Source organism: uncultured Thiothrix sp. (assembly GCF_937876535.1).
Classification (GTDB): domain Bacteria; phylum Pseudomonadota; class Gammaproteobacteria; order Thiotrichales; family Thiotrichaceae; genus Thiolinea.
The window spans coordinates 362,591-387,768 of the sequence record NZ_CALFHZ010000020.1 but is presented as its reverse complement, the minus strand read 5'-3'; the positions used below and the strand labels follow the sequence as shown (position 1 = coordinate 387,768).

The window sequence follows — 25,178 nt, the reverse complement described above, 5'->3', positions numbered from 1 at the left end:
CTCAGAAATACTGTAGGCATCTTCATGATTAGGATGAACCCTACTATGCAAACCCGCCCCTATACTCTGCTAGAAAACACTAGCCTTGCTCTAGCCATTCTTATGTTTGGCATCATGGCAGGCTTTTTCTGGACTTATACCTTTAATGTCAACTTAGCCACTGCCCAGCTTGATGGGGCTAGTTATGCGCGCGTACAGTCTTTATTTAATGTAAATGTACGGCATGCGATGTTTTTCAGTTTCTTTTTCGGCAGTGCAGTCGTTGCTGTGCTAGCCCTGCTCTTAAATTACCGCCACTATCGCTCGCCAAGTTTTTGGCTGCTGGCAAGTGCAGCCCTACTCTATGTGCTTGGCATAATTCTCTTCACTAAATTCATCAACTTACCACTAAACTACTACACCGAATCGTGGAATCCAGAGCTGCTGCCTAGTGATTGGGAAGCTACCCGGCAAGCTTGGAATGAGGCTAATACAGGTCGAGTGTTCATTTCTGCCCTAGTTTTTGTTTTGAGCCTCACCGCTTTGTTACTGCGTAGTCTCAATCCATATTCCAAAGCTGAAGCTACTCGATAAGCCTACTGCGGATACCAATAGCGCACTTGTGGATCGTCTTTTTTAATCAGGACAAACTGATTCGCAAACACCCGATATTCTGCACTCCACTGGCCATCAGGCCATTGGATGCGGATTGTTGCCCGCTCAGCCACCCCCAAGCCCACATGCACGAACCCAGATTCTCCCGAAGCATGCCCACCCCCGACCTGAATCCGCCGAATTTGCGAAGGTACGCCGGTTTTAATCGCAATCGTTGCCCCCACCGCATTACGATTCGTACCTACTTGTGTAAGCTCAATCTCTAACCAATTGCCCATAGGCTGTGTGCCTTGAGTGGTTTTCGCGCCCAAATTACGAAAGACACTCACAGGGTCTTTACGATTGACTACGATCAGATCGAGTAAACCATCCGCATTAAAATCATGCAGCGTAGCACCACGTCCGCGCCGCGCTAGATCAATCCCAGCCTCATGTCCTGCTTCGTAAAACTTTTTATTCCACTGCCCAAGCAAGAGATTATCCGGGTCAAAGGCCGCAAAATCGGGCATCGCTTCGACATTGCCTTTAGCAATGAATAAATCGAGCTTAGTGTCATTATTCACATCATCAAACTCAGCATGCCAGCCTGTCGACGGCTTTAAATCCTCGCCAATATACGGGCGGTGCGCCGTGGCTTGGCGCTCATAAGCAATATCTTTATAGATCGGCCGATCTTCTTCTGCTTCATCATCCAAAACTTGTAAGCGTGTATCACCCATTGAAGTTAGCGCATATTCAGGAAAGCCATCGCCTTCTAAATCACCTTCAGCAATCCCCATTCCCCAAATCAAGACACGCTGCCAGCCATCATTACGCCCATACAGCTTGGGTGGATTATCCGCAGGGATGCGCCACAGCTGCTCTTCCCCTTCACGATAATATTGGCGATCATTGGTAATACGTAAAGATGGCTCACCACTTTTATTCCAGTCCGTAAAGAGCATCGACAAAGCACAAAATCCCGGGGCTAACGCGGTGCGTTCATGGTAATCAGGCTGATCTTTAGAGCTAGGGCGAAATAAATCATTTTCATGGCAAGTCCCCCACGGCGAACCGGGTGCGGAACGATCCACATAATTGCCAAAGGCTAAAGTCGGATAATTTTGGCCTTTTTCAAAAGTCGCCGCGAAAGCTGTTGTCCAAGCATTGCCACCCTCATAATTCCACAGCTTATTGGCTTTAGTAAAACTACAGTTCTCGCCACCTTTTAAGAGAATATTGCGCCCTACTCGCAGCAACACCAAATCTTGAAAGCCATCATTATCAATATCGAGTGGATAAGCGCCGGTGACTTGCTTTAGATCATTGTCTTCAAGTGTTAAAGTTTGTGGCTTAAACACTAAAGCTTCGCCAGTCTTGCTAGCATTCGTGTAAAGTTTAGCGGGTTGCTCGCCACCTGCAATAAACACATCAGGCAGCCGATCTTGATTGCAATCTAATACCGCTAAGCCCCCACCAACAAAAAACTCCCAAGGTCCTGTGTATTGTTGATCAATGCCGGCGCTTGCAGTTTCATTCTGCATCAAGGGAATATCCATCATTGGCATAGTTTTAGCTGGCTCTTCAGCCGACAATACGGGTGCTAGCAGGCAGCAACTGGCTAGGCATAAAGATTTTAAAGCTCGCATTATTCGATCACCAGCGTTTTTAGATAGGCAATGAGAGAGGAACGCTCAGCCTCAGTGAGTGCAAGATAAGCATCGCGTGCTGCCCGACCTTCACCTCCATGTACGCGAATAATCTCATTCAAAGTCAGTTGATCACCACGATGGCCATAGGGTGCGGTAGAAGCAATCCCCCATAATTCAGAAGTCATAAACTGATCACGCTCTACAAATCGCTGGGAAAGCAATTCATTGCCTAAAGCGGCTACTTGCTCATCCGCAATCACATGGCGCTTTAAGTCCCCAAACAGTGGCACTAAAAATTCACCTTTTTCATTACGCTTCAACCCTTTAGCCCAGTTTTGTAAAGCAAAATCATAACTTACTCGAGCTTGAGCATTTTCTCCTTGGCGCAAAGTACCCGCTGTATCCCATAAGCCCGGATCAGTGAAGTTCAAACTCTTTAAAGGTAAAGCGGGAATATGGCAGCTAGCACATTGAATTTTATGGAAAAGCTTTTCACCCTCAGCGGCAGCTTGTTGCCATTGCAAATCTTCAGGTTGCTTTTGCAAAGGCGGCGGAAGACTTGCTTGCCAAGCGACTAAGGCTGAAATATCCGCAGGGCTCAGTTCGTTTTTAACTCCATCCTCATCGAAGTCGTCTTCACCCGTCCAACGCGCTCCAAAGCGTTCAATCGCCTGCATGCCATGATGCTGATTCAGCGCATTAATCGTGAATTGGCGCAAAGAAGCAAACACGCCTTTTTGGCTAAAGGGGCGAATAATTAAATCAGTATCAATCCCCTGGATAGCCCTGAGGTCTACAACCCCATCAGGCTGTGCGGTAATAAATCCATAAGATACTCCTTTAGTTAGCAGTTCGGCTTTCACAGGCTGCTTAGTGCTATGCGCGTCTTTTAAAGCTTGTACCCGAATGTTATGCAAATCAGTGGTCATTTCCCGGGCTAATAGCTCAATTAAGCCCGCACCAAATAGATGATTGGTATTACGCTCATTAGAGAATTGTGGCTCGAGGCTATCAAAATCGGCATTCACAAAACCTTCAGAGACAAAAACATTCGCCGTAAAATCGCCCGCACCACCAACCTTAGGTTCATTATGACAGCCTGCACAAGCAGCAGCATCTAAGCCCGCAGTACGGCTAAAGGTAAATTCACTGACCCGTTTACGTTTAGTTGGGATAATCGCTTGCGTGGCTTTGGGTCGCCCTGCACCTTCTTCGCGAGTGAAGCGTGCAATAAATAAACGCTCCCCATAGTCGCGAATATGCTCTAAGTCTTCTGCAGAAGCTACGCCATTAGGTACTTGGAAATTAGCTTGTAAATGTTGATCTAACCAAGGCTCATTGTCAGCGTTTGCTGCTATAGGACTACTGGCAGCAAGGAGCGTAGCGATTAACCAAACAGCTTTCACTCACTCACTCCTAAAGTACGATCTAAAGTTTGCAAGGTAGTCATCGCGCAACCCAAGTGGATTAAGGCTTGCGAATCCTCATAGCAGTACAAATTAACATCACTGGCTTCCAACATATTGCCATTGTGACGTAAGGCTTTACGAATCTCTGGCTCCATTAAATCGAAGGCACGCACACCGCCCCCAATAAAGGCTATCGTGATGGGATCAATTAAAGCGAACAAACTGCGCAAGGCTTTACCTAAAGCCCGACCTGCTTCTCGATACGCTTCACGTTCGACCCCTTCGTGCTCGTGGGCACGGCGTGCTAAGTCAATCATGGCCATAGGATCAATTTCATTCACCGGTGGGCTAGTTTCGGGCAAACCGGAAACCCGACGCCAGATGGCATAATCACCGACATAAGCTTCCACGCAACCATATTGGCCACAGCGACATAACGCGCCCTCCTGCATGGCATGTACCATATGCCCAAATTCAGCGGCGGAGGATTGTCGACCAATAAAACGCTTCCCCTTCAATACTAAGCCCATCCCGATCCCTGAGCTTAAAATAATCGCTGCAAAATCATCACCAAACCGTTGTGAATCCTGCCAATGTAAAGCCTCAGCAGCCATATTGCTGTCATTAGCCACCCAAACTGGGACATTGAAAGCTTTATGCAGCATTTCACCCAAAGGCAAATTCAGTAAGGTAGTCATTGGTGACCAAAGCATAGTTTGCCCGCCAGCATCAACCACCCCCTGCACACCTAAACTAATATAACGTAGAGGAATGGGATGCCCGTTCTGCTGACTCATTAAGCGTGTCACCATCCGCAATAGATAATGTTCAAAATCATCCGTAGTAGCTGAGCGTGATTCAAAATGATCGTCTGCCTTTGCTAACACCTGTCCTGAATAATCTTGTAGCCAAGCAGTGAGTTTATTAATAGACATCACCATCACCACAATACAACCGATTTGTGGATTCAGCGCTAAAGTCACCCGTGGACGGCCGCGCCGATTCACTGTGTCTTGGCTTTGCCCCTGTTCGGAACGACTTAACAACAAGCCGTCGGTGATAAGAGTGGATGTAATCGTGGAGACCGTAGCAGGTGATAAACCGGTGTGCTCTACAATTTCAGTCCGTGAGACCGAGCCATGCCGTCTCAGCACCTGAATAATTGAACGTGTGTTTTGGCGTCTTACATCATCCGTGCGGACTAATGTAGGCATCGATCACCCTCCCTAAATAATTTGACTAGCAAACTAAATCCATCTACTAGCCTATAAATTCATTTAAAAAGTATATTGACACAGGTTTTTTTTTGCGTCACTATTTTTTTCGAGACTTAAAATAAAATAGTCAACAAGCAAACAAAGCATCAATTTACCTATCTCTTTGGAGGAGATCACATGAAAAAGTCTATTGTTTTAGTAGCGAGTGCTATGGTTTTAGCGGGTTTAGCCGCCCCAAGCTTCGCTAAAGACAAAATCATTGGTGTGTCTTGGTCAAACTTCCAAGAAGAACGTTGGAAAACTGATGAAGCCGCGATGAAAGCAGCCATTGAAGCCGCAGGTGACAAATATGTTTCTGCTGATGCGCAAGGTTCAGCTTCTAAACAATTAACTGACGTTGAAAGTTTGATTGCACAAAAAGCAAATGCACTGATTATTCTAGCGCAAGATGCCAGTGCAATTGGGCCTGCAGTTGAAAAAGCAGCCGCTGAAGGTATTCCAGTGATTGGCTATGACCGCTTAATTGAAAACAAAGATGCCTTCTATATCACTTTCGACAATAAAGAAGTCGGGCGCTTACAAGCTAAAGCTGTATTTGCCGCAAAACCCGAAGGCAACTATGCCTTTATTAAAGGTTCTTCTGCAGATCCTAATGCTGACTTCTTATTCTCCGGTCAAATGGAAGTTCTAAAAGAAGCTATTGATAGTGGCAAAGTGAAAAATGTTGGTGAGGCTTATACGGATGGTTGGAAGCCAGAAAATGCGCAAAAGAACATGGAGCAAATTCTGACCGCTAACAATAATAAAGTGGATGCCGTCGTTGCGTCTAATGATGGTACTGCGGGCGGTGCGGTTGCTGCCCTAGCTGCTCAAGGTTTAGCTGGTTCTGTACCGGTTTCTGGGCAAGATGGTGATCATGCTGCCTTAAATCGTATTGCTCTAGGTACGCAAACGGTTTCTGTGTGGAAAGACTCGCGTGAACTGGGAAAAAATGCTGCTGAAATCGCCGCCATGTTAGCCGATGGTAAGAAAATGACTGAAGTACCTAATGTCATGAAATGGGCAGATGGCCCTAATAAAGTTGAAATGAGCGCTATTTTCTTAAAACCGGTTGCAATTACCAAAGATAATCTGAATCTGGTGATTGATGCCGGTTGGGTGAAGAAAGATGTCGTTTGCCAAGGCGTGAAAGGCGATTTAGCTGCTTGTAAGTAAGGAAAGCATCAAGCTTGATTGAGTGATGACTACCCTCTTCTTCTACAGAAGAGGGTTTTAAGGATGATGCTATGAGTACCATTACCGTTACCGACAAAGCTCGTGCGAGTGAGCTAGGTCCAGTTGCCAAGTTTTTCAAAGCCACAGAACTCGATACCCGCATGCTAGGCATGGTCGGAGCCATGTTGGTTATTTGGTTTGTATTTAATATTTTATCGAATGGCTTGTTTCTAACCCCACGGAATTTATGGAACCTGTCTGTGCAGACTGCTTCAGTTGCAGTAATGGCCACAGGCATGGTGTTAATTATTGTGACCCGCCATATCGACCTGTCCGTCGGCTCAATTTTGGGCTTTGTGGGCATGATTATGGCGGTGACCCAAGTTGAACTGCTACCCAAACTAGTGGGTTTAGAAAATCCAGTGACTTGGTTGATTGCCCTCAGTGTGGGGATTCTAATTGGTGCGGCCATTGGTGCTTTTCATGGCTATATTATTGCTTACCTAGGTGTACCTGCGTTTATTGTCACTTTAGGTGGACTCCTAGTATGGCGGGGTGCTGCATGGTGGGTCACTTCGGGACGTACCGTAGCGCCGATGGATGAAACCTTCCGCTTAATGGGCGGTGGCCCTTTCGGTTCGATTGGTGCGACTGCAAGCTGGATCATCGGCCTAGTGCTTTGTATTGGCATTGTAGCTGCGATTATTAATACCCGTCGTCAACGCTTACGTTTTAACTTTCCTTTACGCCCGATGTGGGCAGAGATTTTCTTGGCAGTCTTAGGTTGTGCGATTACTTTGGGGATTATCGCTATTTTCAATGCTTATCCTTGGCCTGCCAAAATTGCCGCCGATTACGCACAAGCCAATAATCTTGCTGTACCTGAAGGTGGTTTGTTTATCGCCCACGGCATAGCTGTACCGGTGATTATTGCTTTAGTGGTTGCCTTAGTGATGACCTTTATTTCCAATCGTACTAGCTTTGGTCGTTATGTCTATGCGATTGGCGGTAACCCTGAAGCTGCAGAATTAGCTGGGATTAATACCCGCTGGATTACCATGAAAATCTTCATTCTGATGGGGATTTTATGTGCGATTGCTGCTGCGATTTCCACCGCGCGACTGAACGCAGCGACCAATGCACTAGGAACTTTAGATGAGCTCCTAGTCATTGCCGCTGCGGTCATTGGCGGTACATCTTTAGCAGGGGGTTCAGGGACTATTGTTGGCGCTATGCTGGGTGCTCTGCTCATGCAATCTTTACAATCGGGGATGATTTTGCTGGGCGTGGATACCCCCTTGCAAAATATTGTGGTCGGGATTGTACTTGTGATTGCAGTGTGGGTTGATACCCTTTATCGCAAGCGTACCGCTTAAACCGGAGTAAACAAGATGACTGAAGCAAAAACACCTCTGGTTGAAATGCGCGATGTTTCCATCTCGTTTGGAGGGATTCATGCAGTAGATCATGCCTCGGCTGATTTGTACGCAGGTGAAGTAGTGGCACTGTTAGGCCATAATGGTGCAGGTAAATCGACTTTTATTAAGATTCTTTCCGGTGCTTACAAACGTGATGGCGGGCAAATCTTAATTAATGGTACTGAAGCAACCATTAACAATCCACGCGATGCTAAAAGCTATGGAATTGAAACCATCTATCAAACCTTAGCTTTAGCTGACAATGTGGATACGGCTGCCAATCTCTACCTCGGACGGGAATTAAAAACCAGTTGGGGCACGTTAGATGATGTAGCGATGGAGGCAGAAGCACGTAAAGTAATGGGACGCTTAAATCCGCGCTTCCAGCGCTTTAAAGAACCCGTTAAGGCTTTATCGGGTGGTCAGCGGCAATCGGTCGCGATTGCCCGGGCGATTCTGTTTAATGCGCGCATCCTGATTATGGATGAACCAACCGCGGCTTTAGGCCCACAAGAAACGGCTCAAGTGGGTGAGTTGATTAAACAACTCAAAGCGGATGGAATCGGTATCTTCTTGATTAGCCATGATATTCATGATGTATTTGATTTAGCTGATCGCGTGACTGTAATGAAAAACGGTCAAGTAGTAGGGACTGCCCATGTGAGTGATGTGACAAAAGACGAAGTTCTTGGCATGATCATTCTAGGTAAATGCCCTCCCGGGGCTATCCCAGGGCCAGGCGCTACGCATTAGTTTAACAGTGCTTCTCCTGTACTCCCTAGCTGCTGGTATTAGCTAGGGAGCTTTTTTTAATATCATCCTTCACTCTAGTCTAAGCCCTCAACCCTTAATTATTCACTTGCGCTTTCTGGTGAGCATTTCCACAATATCTTATCTTTTTTATTCAACAAGGCTGTTTACTCCAATGAAAAAAATTCTCTTAATAGCTGCGTGCCTACCGCTAGCTGCTTTAGCAGCAGATCTAGATACCGTGTATTTTTACCCACCGTCTACCACATTTAGTTCAGGGTCTGAAAGCCTGCCAGCCAAAGCCCACTCTAATAAACTAGCCGCTCCCGATACCGCAGAGCTTGAACCGGAGTCTGCTGAAACTCGCTATAAAGCGGGTGCTTCTAGTGAAACTACTGCAACCCGAGCCTTTGGTAACTTTACAGTCCCCTATACTTCTAAGCGGGTTTCTGCAGCAACGACTCAAGCCGTTGATCCTAACTCCAATGCTTACCTGAGTGCTACCTTTCCTTATAGTGCTATTGGGAAACTCAATTTCAAAGTCTATGGCATGGATAGCTTTTGCTCGGCGAGCGTCATTCTAAAAGGTGTCATCGTCACCGCTGCACATTGTATGCAATTTTATGGTGCTGGGACTGACCACTTCGATTCCTATGTGTTTCGCCCAGCCAGCTATCGTGGTAGTAGCCCCTATGGTGAATGGACACCGATTGCTGCTGTATGGTCGACCACTTGGTCAAGGGGTAATGACGTAGGTGATGGCTCTGCTGTCGATAATGACTTAGCTGTCATGATTGTAGGTAAAAATAAATCTGAGCAGTTTATTAGTGAAGTAGTCGGCGGGCATTTGAATTATGGCTGGAATAACTACTCTTTTTCCAAAAGCAAAAAGACCGGCAATTTGTGGACAGCAGCAGTCACTACTTTAGGCTACCCTGGCTTATTAGATAATGGTGAGATTTTACAACGTAGCGACGGCCCCACTTATCTAACGACTATTAGTGAGGCTCATCAACTGTATCAGGGTAGTAATTTTACTGGCGGCTCAAGTGGTGGGCCTTGGTTAGTCAATTTTGGCTATCAAAATCCTAAATTTAGTGAAGGTGCGAATAAAGGACATAAAGCGATTGCTAATGTAGTAGTTGGCGTTACCTCTTGGGGCACTGTTGATCCGAATCAACCTAAAGATAACTACTCATCACAGTTCACGCAAAATAAGCGCTACCCTTTAGCCGATTATGGCGGCTTTGGGGCGGGAAATATTGCGGCTTTGTTAAATAGAATTTGTGCAGCCAAGCCTGAAGGTAGTCCTCAGACTTTTAAGCAACTAGGTTATTGTGATCAATAAACGGTGAATGAAAATGGCAGCTTATAGAAATATAGCTGCCAAAGCCTTAAATAATCTCAAGCAGGCGTAAACCCCAGAAGAAGATAAAGCTACTCACTAAACCGGCCAGAGTGCCTTTAATGAAGACGCTTTGGGTAGAGCCTACATATTTCACTACACTTTTATCCAACTTATCTAATTGACGGTCACGCTGGCCAATAATTAAATCGCGCTGATGGACTTGATCATCACGATGTGCAATTTGGGCACGCAAGGCCGCCAACTCACCATCTAAATGTTGAATATGCAACGTGAGTTCTTGAATCTTTTCATCGCGCCGCCGGATATGAGCTTCTTTAGCAACAATCGATTGATCACGATCATGAATGGTCGCATCGCGTAAACGTAAGGAATTATCGCGCTCTTTTAGCTCTAGTTCGCGAGCTGCTAATTGACTATCACGCTTTTCTACTTGACGGTCACGTTCGGCAATTGCTGCATCACGTTCAGCAATCGCGGCATCACGTTCACGCACAATATCTTCTTGGCGCTGTAAATCTTTAGTACGTTGTTCGAGCTGGGCATCACGTTCAGCAATCGCCGCATCACGTTCGGCAATGGTTTCTTCACGCATAGCCAGCATTTCATCACGATCTTGAATAGTTTGATCGCGGATTTGCAGTTGTACATCACGTTCAGCCAAACTTTGGTCGCGCATATGCACATCAAGCTGCAAATTACGAATTTGCTCATCGCGCCGCCGCACTTCCTCATCGCGCTCACCAATGGTGGTTTCGCGGTTTTTTAGATGCTCACCTAAAGTAGTCACTTGCCTATCACGCTCAGTGAGACTTTGGTCACGCTCTTTAATTGAGCTATCCCGGTTGAGAATTTGCTGATCACGCTTTTGAATACTTTCATCCCGTTGCAATAAAGAAGCATCGCGTTCGGATAAAGTCTTATCACGTCCAGCTACCGTTTCATCGCGCTCTTGCAACTGTGCATTTAAAGCAATAATACTGTGATCGCGCTCAAGAATATGCGTATCACGCTCTTTGACCGTATCATCGCGGCTTTTAACTTGTGAATCGCGCAGTTGAATTTGCTTATCACGCTCACGCAATTGCAAATCTTGCGCCGTAATGCGCTGGTCACGTTCACGAATCGATAAATCTCGATCATGAATTGTTTGCTCGCGCTCCGCTAAACTCTGATCACGTTCTTTTAATTGATTGTCGCGTTCTTTGAGTTGATTATCGCGTTCGATTACATCCTGGTCCGTTTTCTGAATACGTTCATCACGTAGCGCTAACTGTCGGTCACGGGTCGTAATTTGTAGATCACGGTCTTGAAGGTGATCCTCAAGATTTTCAATCGAACCTAAATAATCATAATTTTTCTGATCACGGGTCAAAATCGCTTGATCGCGCTCTGCAATACTCCGATCTCGATCAGCTAAAGCTTGATCACGTTCTGTGAGTTGCTTATCGCGCTCGTAAACCGTTAAATCCCGTGCTTCTAATTGTTTTTGCTGAATGACTAAGCGTTGATCACGCTCGCTAATTAATTCTTCTTTAGTGACTAACCACTGTTCACGCTCTTTAATGGAGACTTCGCGCTCTTGCAAGGAGGTATTGGTTGCTTCCATGTGGCGTTGAACTTCTTCAACTCGCAAATCCCGTTCAGCCACTTGGCGATCACGTTCCATCAAATGCTGATCACGTTTAGCAATTTGATGATCACGTTCTTTAATTAATTTTTCTTGCTCTAAAGTTTGGCGGGTACGTTCTTGAATGAGCTGATCGCGTTCTTGAATTTGCTGTTCTTTTTTAGAAATGGTTTCGTCACGCCCTTGCAGCAAACGATCTTTATTTTGCACCGCTTGGTCAAACCGCAAGAGAGAACGATCTTTATCCTCCATATTACGGTCGCGCTGTTCAATTAAAGTTTCTTTTTCTTGAATCAGTTTTTCGTAAGTAATCAGCTTATTTTCTAAGCCTTTAATCCGCTCTTCCTTACCTTGTAATAAGCCTTCACGCTGATGTAACTGTTCATCTTTAGCTTGTAAATGAGCATCACGTTTTTGCATGAGCTCTTCTTTAGCCGCTAATTCACGCGCATGCCGAGCAATTAATTCGTCTTTTTCAATTAATAGGGAACTGAGTTTGGCTAATTGGGTATCGCGCTCATCAATCCGTGCATCACGCACACGCACATGACCATCTTTTTCTAAGAGAATACCAGTCATGTTCTGCACGAAAGCATCGCGCTCACTTAAACGCTGTTGGAGACCGAGAAGAATATTCTTCAGCGACTGCTTATCGGAGGCCGTAAGATATACATTAGTATCCAGTTTTTTGTATATCTCTTTGTCCAATTCTTCCATGTTCATCATTGTTCCTATTGGCAAAAGACAGCGCTGCACCACTGTTAGACGTATCTAGGGAATTTTGGCACAGATATTGATCTTTCGCCATGCAGAAACCTAGTTAATGGCAGTTCTCTGATTCAAAACTGGGCAAAGGCCCCGAACCCACACTACGCATATTCCGACTCCGCAGCACGGGTTGGTTGATAGAAACCCGACTTTCGCGCCAAACCATCAGAATACCGGCAGTAATGGTGATTCCTGCACCTACAATCGTCAAAGTATCCACTGACTCCTTGAAAAATAAGCTGCCAAAAATAATCGCCCAGATAATTTGACTGTATTGCATAGGGGCTACGACCGCTGCAGGTGCACTGCGATAGCCAGTCAGGATGAACAGCTGACCTAATAAAGCAAAAACACCTAATAAAAACATCAGAGATAAATCCAATAATTCCATTGGCTTATAAACAAAATACAATAAACCACCTGAAAGTATAATATTTAAAATTAACGGACTAAGGATGAGTGTTGCAGAGATTTCTTCACGGCCAATTTTTCGAGAAATCACCGCCGCCCCTGCACCACAGCACGCTGATAAGGCACCAAAAAGATGACCTAGCTCTAAACGTTGTGGTGTTGGCCTTAGCACTACCAGTACACCAATTAAACCGAAAATAATCAAAGTCCCACGTACTGCTTGTAAGCGCTCCCCTAAAAAGGGCACCGCTAATAAAGAAATTAATACAGGTGTGGTGAACAATAAGACATAAACCTGCACCATCGGTAACATCGAAAAAGCGAGGAAGGCAAAGCATAAAGCCCCGACCATTAAAGCTGCACGAGTAAAGACTAACCAAGGATGTACTGGTCGCAAGGATAAGGGCCGAGCATCAGTAATACGCGCCAATGAAAACGGCAAATAACTAAACAGCATCGCAAAGAAAATTATTTGAAACACTGAATATTCGTTCAGTACTTTGACTAGAGCATCATGTGCCGAAAAGATCGCATAGCCCAATAAAGAAATGAGTAAGCCGCGTAAAACTTGAGAATTGTTTTTAGAAGTCATGATATTAGCTAATAAGTCATCTAGCAGTGCTTATCCGCCAAACTTAAGCCCTGCGCCAAAGAAGAAAGCCCCAACAACTAAGAGCTGTTAGGGCTTATGAATTAAGTATCCGCTTATTATAAAGCAGCTTACAGGCTAAAAACTAGCATTATTTCAAAGCGCTTTAGATTAAAAGCTCCCAAATAAATCACTGAATTTTCAATGGTTTCAAAAAAGTATTTAAAAGGGGCAAAACTGTATTAATCGTACCTGCTTGACACCTTTGAGCAACAAGGTATCTAATCAGTGCGTGCAGCTTGGAGGAGACCAGTCGCTCTTGAACAGCACTCTTGCTGTCTAACTCAAGAGGCTTATGACTAAGTTGGCATATAACTACATACGAGGAGAATGCACCTATGAAAAGATTACCCCGCTTAATTGCTACTTGTTTACTTGCTTTAGCGCCTTTGAGCCTCACCCATGCTGAAATCGACCAATTCAAAATCATGGCACCCGCTAACCCAGGTGGTGGCTGGGATACCATTGCCCGTACTTTAGGGGATGCGTTAAAAGCCAATGGGCAAGCCAAAAACGTGGTCGTTGAGAATAAAGCGGGTGCTGGCGGCACCATTGGGATGGCGCAATTCATTAATAATGAAAAAGGCAATCCAAATGCCTTACTAGTCGCAGGTGCAATCACTGTCGGTGCGATTGAAACGAATAAATCACCCGTGAATTTCACGATGGTGGCACCGATTGCGCGTTTGATGGGTGAATATGATGTCGTGGTTGTGCCAGAGAATTCACCTTATAAAACATTGACTGAGTTAATGGATGCAGTGAAAAAAGATCCGGGTTCGGTAAGCTTTGGTGGTGGTTCTGCTGGCGGCGTCGATCACATTATCGCTGGTTTGATGGCTGAAAAAGTCGGTGTAGAAGGCGCAAAGGTCAACTACATTCCCTTCGCTGGCGGCGGTGAAGGTAAAGCAGCGATTTTAGGCGGGCAAGTCACCGCTTATCTAAGCGGCTATGGGGAATTGACTGATTTGATTAGTGCGAAAAAAGTGCGCGCTTTGGGGATTAGTAGCGATAAAAAGCTGGATGGTGTTGATATTCCCACCCTAAAAGAGCAAGGCGTGGATGTGGTCTTAGCGAACTGGCGCGCAGTATTTGGTGCTCCTGATATTAAGGATGAGGAAAAAGCAGCTTTAATTAAACTGGTTGAAGAAGCGGTTAAATCACCCACCTGGCAAGATAAAGCCAAAGCTTCTCAATGGACTGACATGATGCTGACCGGTGATGATTTCAAGAAGTTCTTGGAAGAAGAGCAAAAAGTCACAGCTGAAACCCTGAAAAAACTGAAAATAGGCGGTTGATATGCTCAAGCGCGTGACCGGTGAGCAATGGATTGCCCTTGGGGTAATCCTGATTGGCCTGATTATGGCTTGGCAAATTACTGGAATGTCCCAAAGTACCGGTTACGCAGGCATTGGACCGCGGTTTTTCCCTTCGGTGATAGCAGCTGGTTTGTTGCTAACAGGGGTGATTTTGTTCATACAGAGTCGCCCTTCTAAACATCCTGAAACTGAAGACAAAACCCAAGACCCCGATCACCCTCTCGATTATGAAACGCCCCATCCGAATTGGCGTATGTTCAGTATTGCTAGTGCTGCGCTGATCTTGCATATGAGCCTGATTAGTACGCTTGGTTTTACTTTAGCAGGTACGATTTTATGCTTTGGTATTTGTTTAGCCCTTGAAACGGAAAACAAAATTCGCGACTTAATCTTGTCCTTTTTATTGGTCTTAGGTTTATTTCATCTCTTTAAGTGGCTCGGTTTAAATCTCCCTGCCCTAATCACAGGGGGGGTTATCTAAATGGATGGTTTATATAATCTATTTACAGTGGGTTTTGCTACCGCTCTCACGCCAATGAACTTACTCTGGGCATTGGTCGGTTGTACTTTAGGTACAGCAATTGGCGTTTTGCCTGGGGTTGGTCCTGCAGTCACTGTCGCTTTATTACTTCCTGTCACCCAAAGTATTGATCCCACTGGTGCATTAATTATGCTCGCGGGTGTGTATTACGGTGCAATGTTTGGTGGCTCGACTACTTCGATTTTGCTAAACACCCCAGGAGAAGCTGGCAGTATTGTCTCCGCACTCGAAGGCAATAAAATGGCCAAAGCTGGCCGGGGTGGCCCTGCTTTATCGACCGCAGCGATTGGCTCTTTCGTTGCAGGTTCGATTGCTACCGTCTTGCTTACTGTACTTGCCCCCCTCATTGCCACGTTGACTTTAAAATTAGGGCCGGTGGAAATGTTTGCGCTAATGGTTTTAACCTTTGCTGCCGTATCCGCTGTATTGGGTAACTCACCTTTAAAAGGGGTGATTTCGCTCTTGATTGGCTTAGCGATTGGTTTAATTGGTATTGAACAGCAATCGGGTCAAGCACGCTTCACTTTTGGCTCAGCCGCACTCTTAGACGGGATTGATATTGTTGTCATTGCAATGGGCTTGTTCGCGATTGGCGAAACCCTGTATACCGCTACTTATGAAAATCATCTCAAAGCCCGCGTTGAATCCTTAGCAGGTCGTTTTTGGATGAGCAAAGAAGATTGGCGACGCTCGTGGAAACCGTGGCTGCGAGGCACTGCAATTGGCTTTCCTTTTGGTACGATTCCAGCCGGTGGTACGGAAATGCCTACTTTCCTGTCCTACTCCGCCGAGCGCAAATTAGCCCCACCTGAAGTTCAAAAAGAATTTGGTAAAGGTGCGATTGAAGGCGTCGCTGGGCCTGAAGCGGCGAATAATGCCGCTGTCACTGGCACTTTGATTCCACTTTTGACCTTAGGCATTCCCACCTCAGCTACAGCTGCAATCATGTTAGCCGCTTTCCAGCAATATAATATTGCACCTGGCCCACTCTTGTTTGATACCAATCCCGAGTTAGTTTGGGGTTTAATTGCCTCACTTTATATCGGCAATGTAATGCTGTTAATTTTGAATCTGCCGTTAGTGGGCTTATGGGTACAATTACTCAAAGTACCACGTCCACTGCTTTATGGCGGCATTGTGGTACTTGCTACCATGGGCGCTTATGCTTTAAGGCAAAATTGGTTTGACCTACTGCTGCTTTATATCGTTGGTTTAATGGGTTTCGTGATGCGCCGCTATGATTTTCCAGTCGTACCTTTAATTGTGGGTTTGATTGTGGGGCCGATGGCAGAAAAGTTCTTCCGGCGTGCGATGTCAATTAATCAAGGTGACTTAACAGTTTTCTTAACTCACCCTGTATCTTTAAGCTTACTTATCATTACCTTAGCCATTCTGATTGTGCCCACTTACCTAAAGCGGCGGCAGAATTATTTAAACAAACCTTAAGTATTTTAAGATTTAAAGCCGTTAGCCCTCGTAGGTTTCAAACGTCGAGGGCTTGGTTTTTTACGATCTTCGCGCTAAACCACTAGCCTCTTGGTCACAAAATCAATAACCTATTAGAGACAGAAAAAGCCTGATATATATCAAATGTTCTATCTATCTCAGGCTAGAGCGCCAAATACCAGCACTACGTAGTATGTAATTTTTTTCCTAAATGTTTGGGAGCCACAGTTTATGTCTTTGAAAATTGCAGCCCCGCGAGAACGCGCCACTGGTGAACGCCGTGTCGCGATTGATCCGGGAATTATGGTCAAGCTCAAGCAGTTAGGGCTAGACGTATTGATTGAGCAAGGTGCAGGTTCAGCTGCCCAGATTGAAGATAGCGCGTTCAAAGACGCAACTATCGTCAGCTCAGCGCAGAGCTTATATGAGCAAGCAGATATTGTGCTGAAAGTGCAAGCGCCAACTGCTGAGGAAGTTGCCCAACTCAAAAGTGGTAGCGTGTTGATTGGTGCACTGAATCCTTACCTTAATCTCGATATTATCCAGCAACTGCGTGATAAGCAGATCACTAGCTATGCGATGGAATTAATTCCGCGTATCTCACGCGCCCAGTCGATGGATATTCTTTCCTCACAAGCCGCAGTCGCTGGTTATAAAGCCGCGATTATGGGTGCTGATTTATCTACGCGTTTTTTCCCGATGCTCACCACCGCCGCCGGTACGATTCGCCCCGCTAAAGTGATCGTGATTGGTGCGGGTGTAGCCGGTTTACAAGCGATTGCGACTGCACGGCGGTTAGGCGCGATGGTAGAAGCCTATGACGTGCGCTCTGCCACCAAAGAACAAGTGCAATCCTTAGGCGCGAAATTCATTGAATTAGGCATTAGTGCGGAAGGTGCTGGTGGTTATGCGCGTGAATTAACCGAAGACGAAAAGCGCAAGCAGCAGGACGAATTAGCTAAGCATATCGCGACCGCTGATGTATTGATTACGACCGCCGCCGTGCCTGGTCGCCCTTCTCCCAAAATTATTCCTGACTCCACGGTAGCTGGGATGAAAAAAGGTGCTGTCATTATTGATCTTGCAGCTGAAGGTGGCGGCAATTGTACCTTAAGCAAACCTGGTGAAACCATTGAACATAATGGGGTAGTAATTCACGCGCCCTTGAATGTGCCAAGCCAAGTGCCAGTCCATGCCAGTGAAATGTATGCCAAGAATCTGCTGAACTTTTTAAGTTTACTGATTAAAAACGGCGCATATCAGCCCGATTTCAAGGATGAAATTATTGCGGGCGCTTGTGTGACCCGCGAGGGCGTTATTGTGAATGAAGCCATCGCGAAACTGGTAGGAGGTGCTTAAGATGGATGGATTTACCGCACTGTATATTTTCATGCTCACCGCCTTTACTGGCTACGAAGTCATCTCCAAAGTTCCGGTGATTTTACACACACCTTTAATGTCTGGTTCGAATTTCGTTCACGGTATTGTTTTAGTCGGTGCGATGGTCGCTTTAGGCCAAGCCGAAACTGGCACCGAAACCTTGATTGGCTTCATTGCCGTATTATTGGGCGCAGGTAATGCGGTGGGCGGCTATGTGGTCACCGAACGGATGCTCGAAATGTTCAAGTCCAGCAATAAAGGAGTGAGCAAAGCATGACTGATTTCATCGTTAACCTTGCTTACTTTATAGCAGCGGTTTTATTTATCTATGGCTTGAAGCAAATGGCTTCGCCGAATAATGCGCGCAGTGGCATTCAATGGGCGGGCGCTGGGATGGTGCTGGCTACGGTTATTACCTTCATTCACCCGCAGATTCATAGCAATTACATTCTGATGATTCTGGCGATTGGTATTGGTGGCGGGCTGGCTTGGTATACCGGCAAGCGGGTCGCCATGACTGATATGCCACAAATGATTGCCTTATATAACGGCATGGGAGGTGGTGCAGCGGCCGCGATTGCGGGTGTAGAGTTACTCAAGCGCCACGACTTGCCTTTAGCGGTGCAATTAATGGCGGTACTCGGTGCTTTAATTGGCAGTATCGCCTTCTCTGGCTCTTCGATTGCCTTTGCTAAACTGCAAGGCATTAAAGCCCTCAGCGGTGTGATTCGTTTCAAAAACCAGCAAATCATTAATGCGGCTTTATTCGGCCTCACTGTATTAATTGGCTTAGTGATTGCATTCAGCGGCACCGGTTACAGCCTATTTACCTTATTCATTTTCTTCGTGCTGGCTTTAGTCTTCGGCGTGCTGATGACTTTGCCGATTGGTGGCGCGGACATGCCCGTAGTGATCTCACTCTACAATGCATTGACTGGCTTAGCAGTCGGTTTTGAAGGCTATGTATTAGGCAATCCGGCCATGATGATTGCAGGGATTGTAGTCGGCTCTGCGGGTACTTTACTCACGCAATTAATGGCCAAAGCCATGAATCGCCCGCTCACTAATGTCCTGTTTAGCCAATTTGGTGGGGGCACGGGCGAAGCCCAAGCCGTCTCTGGCAGTATGAAAGCGGTCGAAACACCGGATGCCGCGATTATGATGGCATTCGCTGAAAAAGTCGTGATTATTCCGGGCTATGGTATGGCCGTGGCACAAGCCCAGCATAAAATCCAAGAACTCACCAAACTCCTACTTGAACGTGGGGTAAAAGTGAAATTCGCGATTCATCCCGTGGCAGGGCGGATGCCGGGGCATATGAATGTGCTCTTGGCAGAGGCAGGCGTACCTTATGATTTGATTTATGATTTAGATGAAATTAATGAGGAATTCGCTACTGCCGATGTCGCGCTGGTGATTGGTGCCAATGATGTGGTGAATCCGGTGGCACGCACTGATCCAAATAGCCCAATCTACGGTATGCCGATCCTGAATGCGGATCATGCGAAAAACGTGATTGTCATTAAACGCGGTCAAGGTGCTGGCTTCTCTGGGGTAGAAAACCACCTGTTCTTTGCCGATAACTGCCGCATGTTATATGGCGATGGGCAAAAAGTTGCGAGTGAGTTGGTGAATGCAGTAAAAGAGCTGTAAACACGTTCCAAAACTTTAGAAAAATCAAAGCCCTGGAAGCAATTCGAGGGCTTTTTTTATGCCTATCGCCCAAACCTTGCAGCCCTCATAACAACAGTTCAAACTCTGATCGAGCCAATTTAGCCTCATTAAGGGCGCAAAGTATTCAACCACCAGTGCACTACCGCTAGCACCACCAATAAGGCAATCATCCCACCAATATCTCCAAACAACCACGTCAACGGCTGATAAATCAGAAAGGAGATAAAAGTCAGAATAATAAATTTGCCAAGCATCATCGCTGCCTAAACTTGATCGGGAGGCCTGCACTATTGTTGTCGTCAGGTAGATTATTTAGCAATTTAATAAACAGTAATCTGTTAGTAATTGCTGCAACTCTTCTTTGCTTGCATTTCACAAGGAAGTGACAGCCACCAACTAATTCACCTTGAATGTAAACCTGTAGAAAGGTGTACCAACTACTGAACTGTTTAATGGCTTGGCCTAACTCAGGGTTGACCAGTACATCAATCGACATCCAGCCAACCTGACCATGTCGCACTCTTTGCACACATTTGCGATTTGTAAACTCTATAAAAATTGGACAACAATCGGGGCTTTAGAAAAATATCACAACAAGTCATGATCTAAACTATTAGTTCATCCTTCGTTCATCTTTTTTGTGTAATTTTTAAGCAAATAACTACATAGGTCGATATAGAGATGAGTAATGCTACTGCTGTTCCCTATGGTTTGACACCTCAAACCATGCAAGCCTGTGCCAAAGACTTAGCCGTCATCGCACAAAAATACAATGCCACCTTAGGCAAGAATTTAAAACTGGAAATGAGCAACTCTTCCAAACCCGGCTACTCTGAAGTCAACGTCACCGCCATCACCGACGATGGCAAAAAGCATTCACTGGTACGCATCGTCCTCAAACGTGATGAACCCACCAAACACGACTTAGGCCTAACAATGGGCTTATATAAGTCTTAACCGCCTTACCTTGGATCCTATAATGGATTCAAGGTAGCTCCTCTCAATCGCAGCCACCCCTCTGCCAATTACCTACGCCTCCCTCTCACGCTTGCAGGCAAACCAAACACCATTTTACTGCTAAATTCTATCTTCTAATGCCTAGCTCCCCATTTTCAGCGCTAGCGGCACCAGCAGGTCGTCACTACTTATTCAATACCACCACCAAAACTACAATATATTCTGTCGCCTAAAAGCACATCAAACAGCAATTGACATCCTAAGCTTGATGAAATTTATCAGTTTTATGCAAATACCACTGCACAGGGCGAGCAGGTTTGACGAATTATTTGAGGGTAAACTGGCTGATTTATTAGCAATACACGTAAAAAACAAAAAAGCAGCAAATCACTTTTACGTAACTTGCTGCTTTTATTGGGTTTTTTTGGTGGGCCCAGCAGGACTTGAACCTGCGACCAATCGATTATGAGTCGACTGCTCTAACCAACTGAGCTATGGGCCCGAAACTATCACTTACTTAACCTTAAGATAAAGGTAAAGTATCAGTGCCATCAAGGAAGCTGCGTAGCATATCTGAACGGCTTGGATGACGCAATTTTCTCAACGCTTTGGCTTCAATCTGACGAATCCGCTCACGAGTAACATCAAACTGTTTACCTACTTCTTCCAAAGTATGGTCAGTGTTCATGTCAATCCCAAAGCGCATCCGTAGAACTTTTGCCTCACGGGCTGTTAGGCTACTGAGTACATCACGAGTCACTTCACATAAACTACGTGTCGTGGCTGAATCCAACGGCGACATAATATTGCCATCTTCGATAAAGTCACCCAAATGTGAATCTTCATCATCACCGATCGGCGTTTCCATTGAAATGGGCTCTTTCGCAATCTTCAATACCTTACGGATTTTGTCCTCAGGCATATCCATAGCAACTGCCAATTCCTCTGGCGTTGCCTCACGCCCCATTTCTTGCAGCAATTTGCGCGAAATGCGATTGAGCTTATTAATCGTCTCAATCATATGTACTGGAATACGAATCGTGCGCGCTTGGTCAGCAATTGAGCGAGTAATCGCTTGGCGAATCCACCAGGTTGCATAAGTTGAAAACTTATAACCACGGCGATATTCAAACTTGTCGACCGCTTTCATCAAACCAATATTGCCTTCTTGGATCAAATCCAAGAACTGCAAACCACGATTGGTATATTTTTTCGCAATCGAAATGACTAAACGCAAGTTAGCTTCAACCATTTCTTTCTTCGCACGCCGCGCTTTGGCCTCACCAACCGACATACTACGATTGATGTCTTTGATTTGCGAAATAGTCAAATTGCATTCATGCTCGATTTCTTGCAATTGCTGCTGAGTGGCCAGCACACTTTTCTTCACTAACTCAAGTTGTGCAGAGCTATTGCTCTTGTCAGTGATATAGCGATCTAACCAGCTCAAGTCCGTTTCATTTTGCGGGAAGCTTTCCACAAATAACTGACGTGACATTCCGCCCTGCTGCACACAGAGCTTCATAATAGTACGCTCATGGGCACGGATACGATTTACAATCTCATTGAGTTGATGAGTTAAGGTATCAATAACCGGCTGAGCTAACCGAAACTCCATGAATTTAGCGGCTAAGGCATCACGTGCTGCGGTATAAGCTGGTCCACCTTTTGCACGTAAAGCGGCTGCCTCGTCATATAAGTGACTAAGCTCAGCAAACTTTTGAGCCGCCTCTTCAGGATCAGGGCCTAAATCAACTGGGTTCTCTTCAACGACTTCTTCGTCTTCCTCACCCACAACCACTTCAGCAGCTTCATCTTCACCAGCCGCTAAAGCTTCCTCTTCATCCGTACGGACTTGGAACTGTTGCAGTGGACTTTCATCAATGGCATTCGGATCAACAAAGCCATTAACAATATCGGTTAAGCGCGTTTCTTCCGATTCAATTTGTTTAGATAAATCTAATAAAACCTCAGTAGAGGCTGGATATTGCGCTAAAGCGCGTAAAATTTCATTTAAGCCTTCTTCAATGCGAATCGCGATTTGGATTTCGCCTTCACGGGTCAAGAGTTCCACTGTACCCATCTCACGCATATACATACGAACCGGATCAGTGGTACGCCCGAAATCACTATCTACACTCGCTAAAGCGGCAGCGGCTTCTTCTGCAGCTTCATCATCGGCCTGCACGGCCTCATCGTTTAATAATAAAGCATCGGCATCCGGTGCATTTTCATACACAGTGATACCCATGTCATTAATCATGGCAACGATGTCTTCAATCTGTTCCGGTTCTACGATAGTATCCGGTAAATGGTCATTCACTTCGGCGTAGGTCAGATAGCCCTGTTCCTTACCACGCGCGATTAACTCTCTAAGACTGGATTGTTGCTGCTCTTCTTGACTCATGTCCGAATAGACCTCGACAAAATGGACGCGGGATTATATCACAAATCTTGAAAATACCAGCCCCGTTTGTGAAAAACCTACCCACAAGTTATTAGCTCAAGGCTAAACTTGCATTGAAAGTGGTTTTTAACTCCGGTTCTTAAGTATTTCAGTTGAGAGTGCCCAAGGCACTACCCTGTATGCTCTATATGGGGTAGCTACTCTCTAATTTCAACGCTAAGTAGTCAAGTAATTGACCCAGCTGACATCAACAGGTTCAGATCTTCGCGATAAACGCGAACAGAATACAGATAATATTTACTTACAGAGTGTAGACAGGTTTTCTGAGCTTAGCCTGAATAAATCAAGAAACTTCTTAGTTAAAACTTAAGTTACCCAAAATAACTATTAACAACCCTCAAGCTCAAGAAAAAATTCTGTATGTCTTTATTTAGTGCGGCGCTCGTTTAATAGCGAAAATAAGTCATGCTTTTCTTGCTCGCTTAAACCTTGAGTTTGATCTTTAGCCACTAAGCGCTCGACTGCTTTATCGGTCGCTTGAATTTTCATTCTCTGCAAGCAATCTTGAAACTCACGGCGAAGCAAAGCCTCATCATTGGATTGTGGTTGCCAAAGCATTAGTTTTAGCAAAGTTTTTTCGTGCGGTGTATCCCGAAAGCGCTCTAATAGCGCTGCCGCGTGCATCTCTGGAAGCTCTTCAATGGTGGCTACTAACTTCACCAACAAATCTAAACCGGGTAAGCCCCAATCTAACAGCTTCTCCGGATGCTCTATTTCAGTGACTAATTCAGGCGAATGCACCAAAAGAGTGATTGCATAGCGTACTGGTGTTTTGCGCACTTCAAAATCTTTAGCTGTTTTAGCACGCACACCTTGTGGCTCGCGCTCTGCATATTTGCCTTTAAATTTAGAATGGTACTGTCGAGGGTTTTGAGTTTCTTCAGTCAAATGAGCCTCTTGACCTAAAACTAAACCACTTAAACGCTGAATTTCCTGCATGAGAGGTTGTTTAATTAAAATATCCGGCATTAAATCGAGTAAACGCTTCGCTTCATTGGCAAATAAAGCACTATCTTCGCTCACATGCAAAGTCGATTCAGCTTTAAAGCCTAACTCCTCTTTTAAACCTAAGATGAAGAACTTTGATAAGGGCACAGCTTTAGCTAAAGACTCCTCAAAGGTAGCACACCCCACTTTACGCACTTGTGTATCTGGGTCTTCTCCGGAAGGAAGAAACAGAAAACGTACCTCACGACCATCACGCAACTCAGGTAAAGTGGTTTCTAAAGCACGCCACGCGGCCTCTTTACCTGCTCGATCACCATCAAAACAAAAGATAACTTCCGGCACTTGGCGGAAAAGTAAATTAATATGCTGTTGCGTGGTCGCAGTGCCTAAGGTAGCCACTGCATAAGAAATGCCGAATTGCGCGAGGGCAATCACATCCATATAACCTTCAACGACCAACAAACGCTCTAAATGGCGAGTCTGTTGGCGCGCTTCAAAGAGTCCATATAATTCGGAGCCTTTATGGAAAACTTCGGTTTCTGGAGAATTGAGGTATTTGGGCGCCCCAGAACCTAAGATGCGCCCGCCAAAGCCAATCACTTGCCCTTTACGATTACGAATCGGGAACATTAAGCGTCCACGAAAACGATCATAAATTTTGCCCGCTTCATTTTTTAGCTGTAACCCGCTAGCAAGCAATTGCTCTTGCTCATAATGTGCTGCAAATTGCCTACTCGTGGTATGCCAATCATCAGGGGAAAAACCTAAGCCGTATTGCTTTATTACTTCTGCACTTAAGCCACGCTTCTGCAAATAGGCTTGTGCTTCTGGCGCTTGGGTGAGGCAATGAACATAGAGCTTGGCGGCTTCCCCTAATAAACTATATAGATCAGTCAGCTTGGCCTTTCTAGCTGAAGGCATAGATTTTGCATCGTTCTCACGAGGGACTTCGATGCCAAGTATGCGTGCCAAAGCCTCAATCGCTTCGGTGTACTCAAGATGTTCGTACTCCATCAGGAAACTAATGGCTGAACCATGCACACCGCATCCAAAGCAATGATAGAACTGCTTAGTGGGGCTAACTGTAAACGAAGGCGTTTTCTCCCCATGAAACGGACAGCAAGCCATGTATTCACGCCCAGCTTTTTTCAGCGGAATGCGTGCTTGAATCACATCAACGATGTTGATACGAGTGAGTAGTTGATCAATAAAGTCTTTGGGAATGCGCCCGGTCATGGATCAGCCGTAAAAGGTTTTGCGTGAGTGGAGTAATACGATTAAAATGCGGTAACTGCCTGTATTATCAAGCGGCGCCCGCCCTTATCTTGATCCTGATTATATCAGGATACTGGCATATACCCTGTGAATTATCCATAATAGTACCCCTT

Annotated in this window: 20 protein-coding genes and 1 tRNA gene; 12 read left to right on the top strand and 9 right to left on the bottom strand. The window is 45.5% G+C overall.

The genetic code is table 11. From position 1 onward, the window contains the following. Positions 1 to 45 precede the first annotated feature (45 nt). The gene (locus Q0230_RS13730; protein WP_298610728.1) at positions 46 to 573 is read left to right on the top strand and encodes a DUF1772 domain-containing protein; all 528 of its coding nucleotides are present in this window, start codon (positions 46 to 48) and stop codon (positions 571 to 573) included. A gap of 2 nt (positions 574 to 575) precedes the next feature. Here the strand turns inward: Q0230_RS13730 and Q0230_RS13725 are convergent, their stop codons facing one another. From Q0230_RS13725 to Q0230_RS13715, 3 genes are read right to left on the bottom strand one after another with little or no spacing between them, the layout of a single operon-like run. Then, entirely contained in the window at positions 576 to 2,222 is a 1,647-nt protein-coding gene (locus tag Q0230_RS13725; RefSeq protein WP_298610727.1) for a CRTAC1 family protein, read from the bottom strand. Further along, the gene (locus Q0230_RS13720; RefSeq protein WP_298610726.1) at positions 2,222 to 3,631 is read right to left on the bottom strand and encodes a di-heme oxidoredictase family protein; all 1,410 of its coding nucleotides are present in this window, start codon (positions 3,629 to 3,631) and stop codon (positions 2,222 to 2,224) included. Before Q0230_RS13720 ends, Q0230_RS13725 begins: the two co-directional genes overlap by 1 nt. After that, complete coding sequence (locus Q0230_RS13715) at positions 3,628 to 4,848, bottom strand: ROK family transcriptional regulator (protein WP_298610725.1); 1,221 nt, start codon at positions 4,846 to 4,848, stop codon at positions 3,628 to 3,630. Before Q0230_RS13715 ends, Q0230_RS13720 begins: the two co-directional genes overlap by 4 nt. A gap of 180 nt (positions 4,849 to 5,028) precedes the next feature. On the opposite strand from Q0230_RS13715, the gene xylF reads away from it, so the two are divergent. From xylF to Q0230_RS13695, 4 genes are all read left to right on the top strand, one after another. After that, a complete protein-coding gene (gene xylF, locus Q0230_RS13710; protein ID WP_298610724.1) occupies positions 5,029 to 6,066 on the top strand; it encodes a D-xylose ABC transporter substrate-binding protein in 1,038 nt (345 codons plus the stop codon). Between the two features lie 71 nt (positions 6,067 to 6,137). Next, positions 6,138 to 7,442, top strand: a complete 1,305-nt coding sequence (locus Q0230_RS13705) for a sugar ABC transporter permease (RefSeq protein WP_298610723.1) — start codon at positions 6,138 to 6,140, stop codon at positions 7,440 to 7,442. A gap of 15 nt (positions 7,443 to 7,457) precedes the next feature. Continuing rightward, positions 7,458 to 8,237 (top strand): ATP-binding cassette domain-containing protein, encoded by a 780-nt coding sequence (locus Q0230_RS13700; protein ID WP_298610722.1) that lies wholly within the window; start codon positions 7,458 to 7,460, stop codon positions 8,235 to 8,237. Between the two features lie 172 nt (positions 8,238 to 8,409). Beyond that, positions 8,410 to 9,582 (top strand): serine protease, encoded by a 1,173-nt coding sequence (locus Q0230_RS13695; protein ID WP_298610721.1) that lies wholly within the window; start codon positions 8,410 to 8,412, stop codon positions 9,580 to 9,582. Between the two features lie 46 nt (positions 9,583 to 9,628). On the opposite strand, the gene Q0230_RS13690 is transcribed toward Q0230_RS13695, so the two are convergent. Together Q0230_RS13690 and Q0230_RS13685 are read right to left on the bottom strand one after the other, a co-directional pair. Continuing rightward, the gene (locus Q0230_RS13690) at positions 9,629 to 11,947 is read right to left on the bottom strand and encodes a hypothetical protein (protein WP_298610720.1); all 2,319 of its coding nucleotides are present in this window, start codon (positions 11,945 to 11,947) and stop codon (positions 9,629 to 9,631) included. Between the two features lie 103 nt (positions 11,948 to 12,050). Then, on the bottom strand, positions 12,051 to 13,001 hold the full coding sequence (locus tag Q0230_RS13685; RefSeq protein ID WP_298610719.1) for a DMT family transporter: 951 nt from the start codon (positions 12,999 to 13,001) through the stop codon (positions 12,051 to 12,053). 395 nt (positions 13,002 to 13,396) lie between these two features. Between Q0230_RS13685 and Q0230_RS13680 the strand changes: the two genes are divergently transcribed. The 6 genes from Q0230_RS13680 (at position 13,397) to Q0230_RS13655 (ending at position 19,397) form a co-directional block, all read left to right on the top strand. Then, positions 13,397 to 14,356 carry a tripartite tricarboxylate transporter substrate binding protein gene (locus Q0230_RS13680; RefSeq protein ID WP_298610718.1) on the top strand — a complete coding sequence of 320 codons (960 nt, stop codon included), beginning with the start codon at positions 13,397 to 13,399 and terminating at the stop codon, positions 14,354 to 14,356. A gap of 1 nt (position 14,357) precedes the next feature. Then, positions 14,358 to 14,858 (top strand): tripartite tricarboxylate transporter TctB family protein, encoded by a 501-nt coding sequence (locus tag Q0230_RS13675; RefSeq protein ID WP_298610717.1) that lies wholly within the window; start codon positions 14,358 to 14,360, stop codon positions 14,856 to 14,858. After that, a complete protein-coding gene (locus Q0230_RS13670; protein WP_298610716.1) occupies positions 14,859 to 16,364 on the top strand; it encodes a tripartite tricarboxylate transporter permease in 1,506 nt (501 codons plus the stop codon). Between the two features lie 231 nt (positions 16,365 to 16,595). Continuing rightward, positions 16,596 to 17,723, top strand: coding sequence for a Re/Si-specific NAD(P)(+) transhydrogenase subunit alpha (locus Q0230_RS13665; RefSeq protein ID WP_298610715.1), 1,128 nt, complete (start codon positions 16,596 to 16,598; stop codon positions 17,721 to 17,723). Position 17,724: 1 nt separating this feature from the next. Next, positions 17,725 to 18,021, top strand: coding sequence for an NAD(P) transhydrogenase subunit alpha (locus Q0230_RS13660; protein WP_298610714.1), 297 nt, complete (start codon positions 17,725 to 17,727; stop codon positions 18,019 to 18,021). Next, the gene (locus tag Q0230_RS13655) at positions 18,018 to 19,397 is read left to right on the top strand and encodes an NAD(P)(+) transhydrogenase (Re/Si-specific) subunit beta (RefSeq protein ID WP_298610713.1); all 1,380 of its coding nucleotides are present in this window, start codon (positions 18,018 to 18,020) and stop codon (positions 19,395 to 19,397) included. Before Q0230_RS13660 ends, Q0230_RS13655 begins: the two co-directional genes overlap by 4 nt. Positions 19,398 to 19,525: 128 nt before the next feature. On the opposite strand, the gene Q0230_RS13650 is transcribed toward Q0230_RS13655, so the two are convergent. Then, a complete protein-coding gene (locus Q0230_RS13650; RefSeq protein WP_298610712.1) occupies positions 19,526 to 19,675 on the bottom strand; it encodes a hypothetical protein in 150 nt (49 codons plus the stop codon). Positions 19,676 to 20,099: 424 nt separating this feature from the next. Here Q0230_RS13650 and Q0230_RS13645 point away from each other — a divergent pair, with 424 nt between their 5' ends. After that, entirely contained in the window at positions 20,100 to 20,375 is a 276-nt protein-coding gene (locus Q0230_RS13645) for a hypothetical protein (protein WP_298610711.1), read from the top strand. A gap of 425 nt (positions 20,376 to 20,800) precedes the next feature. Here the strand turns inward: Q0230_RS13645 and Q0230_RS13640 are convergent. The 3 genes from Q0230_RS13640 to dnaG all read right to left on the bottom strand — a co-directional run bounded on the left by Q0230_RS13640 (position 20,801) and on the right by dnaG (position 25,026). Next, positions 20,801 to 20,877, bottom strand: a tRNA-Ile gene (locus tag Q0230_RS13640). 21 nt (positions 20,878 to 20,898) lie between these two features. Further along, positions 20,899 to 22,782 carry an RNA polymerase sigma factor RpoD gene (gene rpoD / locus Q0230_RS13635; RefSeq protein WP_298610710.1) on the bottom strand — a complete coding sequence of 628 codons (1,884 nt, stop codon included), beginning with the start codon at positions 22,780 to 22,782 and terminating at the stop codon, positions 20,899 to 20,901. A 426-nt stretch (positions 22,783 to 23,208) separates the two neighbouring features. After that, positions 23,209 to 25,026, bottom strand: a complete 1,818-nt coding sequence (gene dnaG, locus Q0230_RS13630; protein WP_298610709.1) for a DNA primase — start codon at positions 25,024 to 25,026, stop codon at positions 23,209 to 23,211. Positions 25,027 to 25,178 lie beyond the last annotated feature (152 nt).

Coding starts and splice junctions, on each gene's coding strand:
- Q0230_RS13730 (WP_298610728.1), top strand. CDS start 46: ATGCAAACCCGCCCCTATACTCTGCTAGAAAACACTAGCCTTGCTCTA.
- Q0230_RS13725 (WP_298610727.1), bottom strand. CDS start 2,222: ATGCGAGCTTTAAAATCTTTATGCCTAGCCAGTTGCTGCCTGCTAGCA.
- Q0230_RS13715 (WP_298610725.1), bottom strand. CDS start 4,848: ATGCCTACATTAGTCCGCACGGATGATGTAAGACGCCAAAACACACGT.
- xylF (WP_298610724.1), top strand. CDS start 5,029: ATGAAAAAGTCTATTGTTTTAGTAGCGAGTGCTATGGTTTTAGCGGGT.
- Q0230_RS13705 (WP_298610723.1), top strand. CDS start 6,138: ATGAGTACCATTACCGTTACCGACAAAGCTCGTGCGAGTGAGCTAGGT.
- Q0230_RS13700 (WP_298610722.1), top strand. CDS start 7,458: ATGACTGAAGCAAAAACACCTCTGGTTGAAATGCGCGATGTTTCCATC.
- Q0230_RS13695 (WP_298610721.1), top strand. CDS start 8,410: ATGAAAAAAATTCTCTTAATAGCTGCGTGCCTACCGCTAGCTGCTTTA.
- Q0230_RS13690 (WP_298610720.1), bottom strand. CDS start 11,947: ATGGAAGAATTGGACAAAGAGATATACAAAAAACTGGATACTAATGTA.
- Q0230_RS13685 (WP_298610719.1), bottom strand. CDS start 13,001: ATGACTTCTAAAAACAATTCTCAAGTTTTACGCGGCTTACTCATTTCT.
- Q0230_RS13680 (WP_298610718.1), top strand. CDS start 13,397: ATGAAAAGATTACCCCGCTTAATTGCTACTTGTTTACTTGCTTTAGCG.
- Q0230_RS13675 (WP_298610717.1), top strand. CDS start 14,358: ATGCTCAAGCGCGTGACCGGTGAGCAATGGATTGCCCTTGGGGTAATC.
- Q0230_RS13670 (WP_298610716.1), top strand. CDS start 14,859: ATGGATGGTTTATATAATCTATTTACAGTGGGTTTTGCTACCGCTCTC.
- Q0230_RS13665 (WP_298610715.1), top strand. CDS start 16,596: ATGTCTTTGAAAATTGCAGCCCCGCGAGAACGCGCCACTGGTGAACGC.
- Q0230_RS13660 (WP_298610714.1), top strand. CDS start 17,725: ATGGATGGATTTACCGCACTGTATATTTTCATGCTCACCGCCTTTACT.
- Q0230_RS13655 (WP_298610713.1), top strand. CDS start 18,018: ATGACTGATTTCATCGTTAACCTTGCTTACTTTATAGCAGCGGTTTTA.
- Q0230_RS13650 (WP_298610712.1), bottom strand. CDS start 19,675: ATGATGCTTGGCAAATTTATTATTCTGACTTTTATCTCCTTTCTGATT.
- Q0230_RS13645 (WP_298610711.1), top strand. CDS start 20,100: ATGAGTAATGCTACTGCTGTTCCCTATGGTTTGACACCTCAAACCATG.
- rpoD (WP_298610710.1), bottom strand. CDS start 22,782: ATGAGTCAAGAAGAGCAGCAACAATCCAGTCTTAGAGAGTTAATCGCG.
- dnaG (WP_298610709.1), bottom strand. CDS start 25,026: ATGACCGGGCGCATTCCCAAAGACTTTATTGATCAACTACTCACTCGT.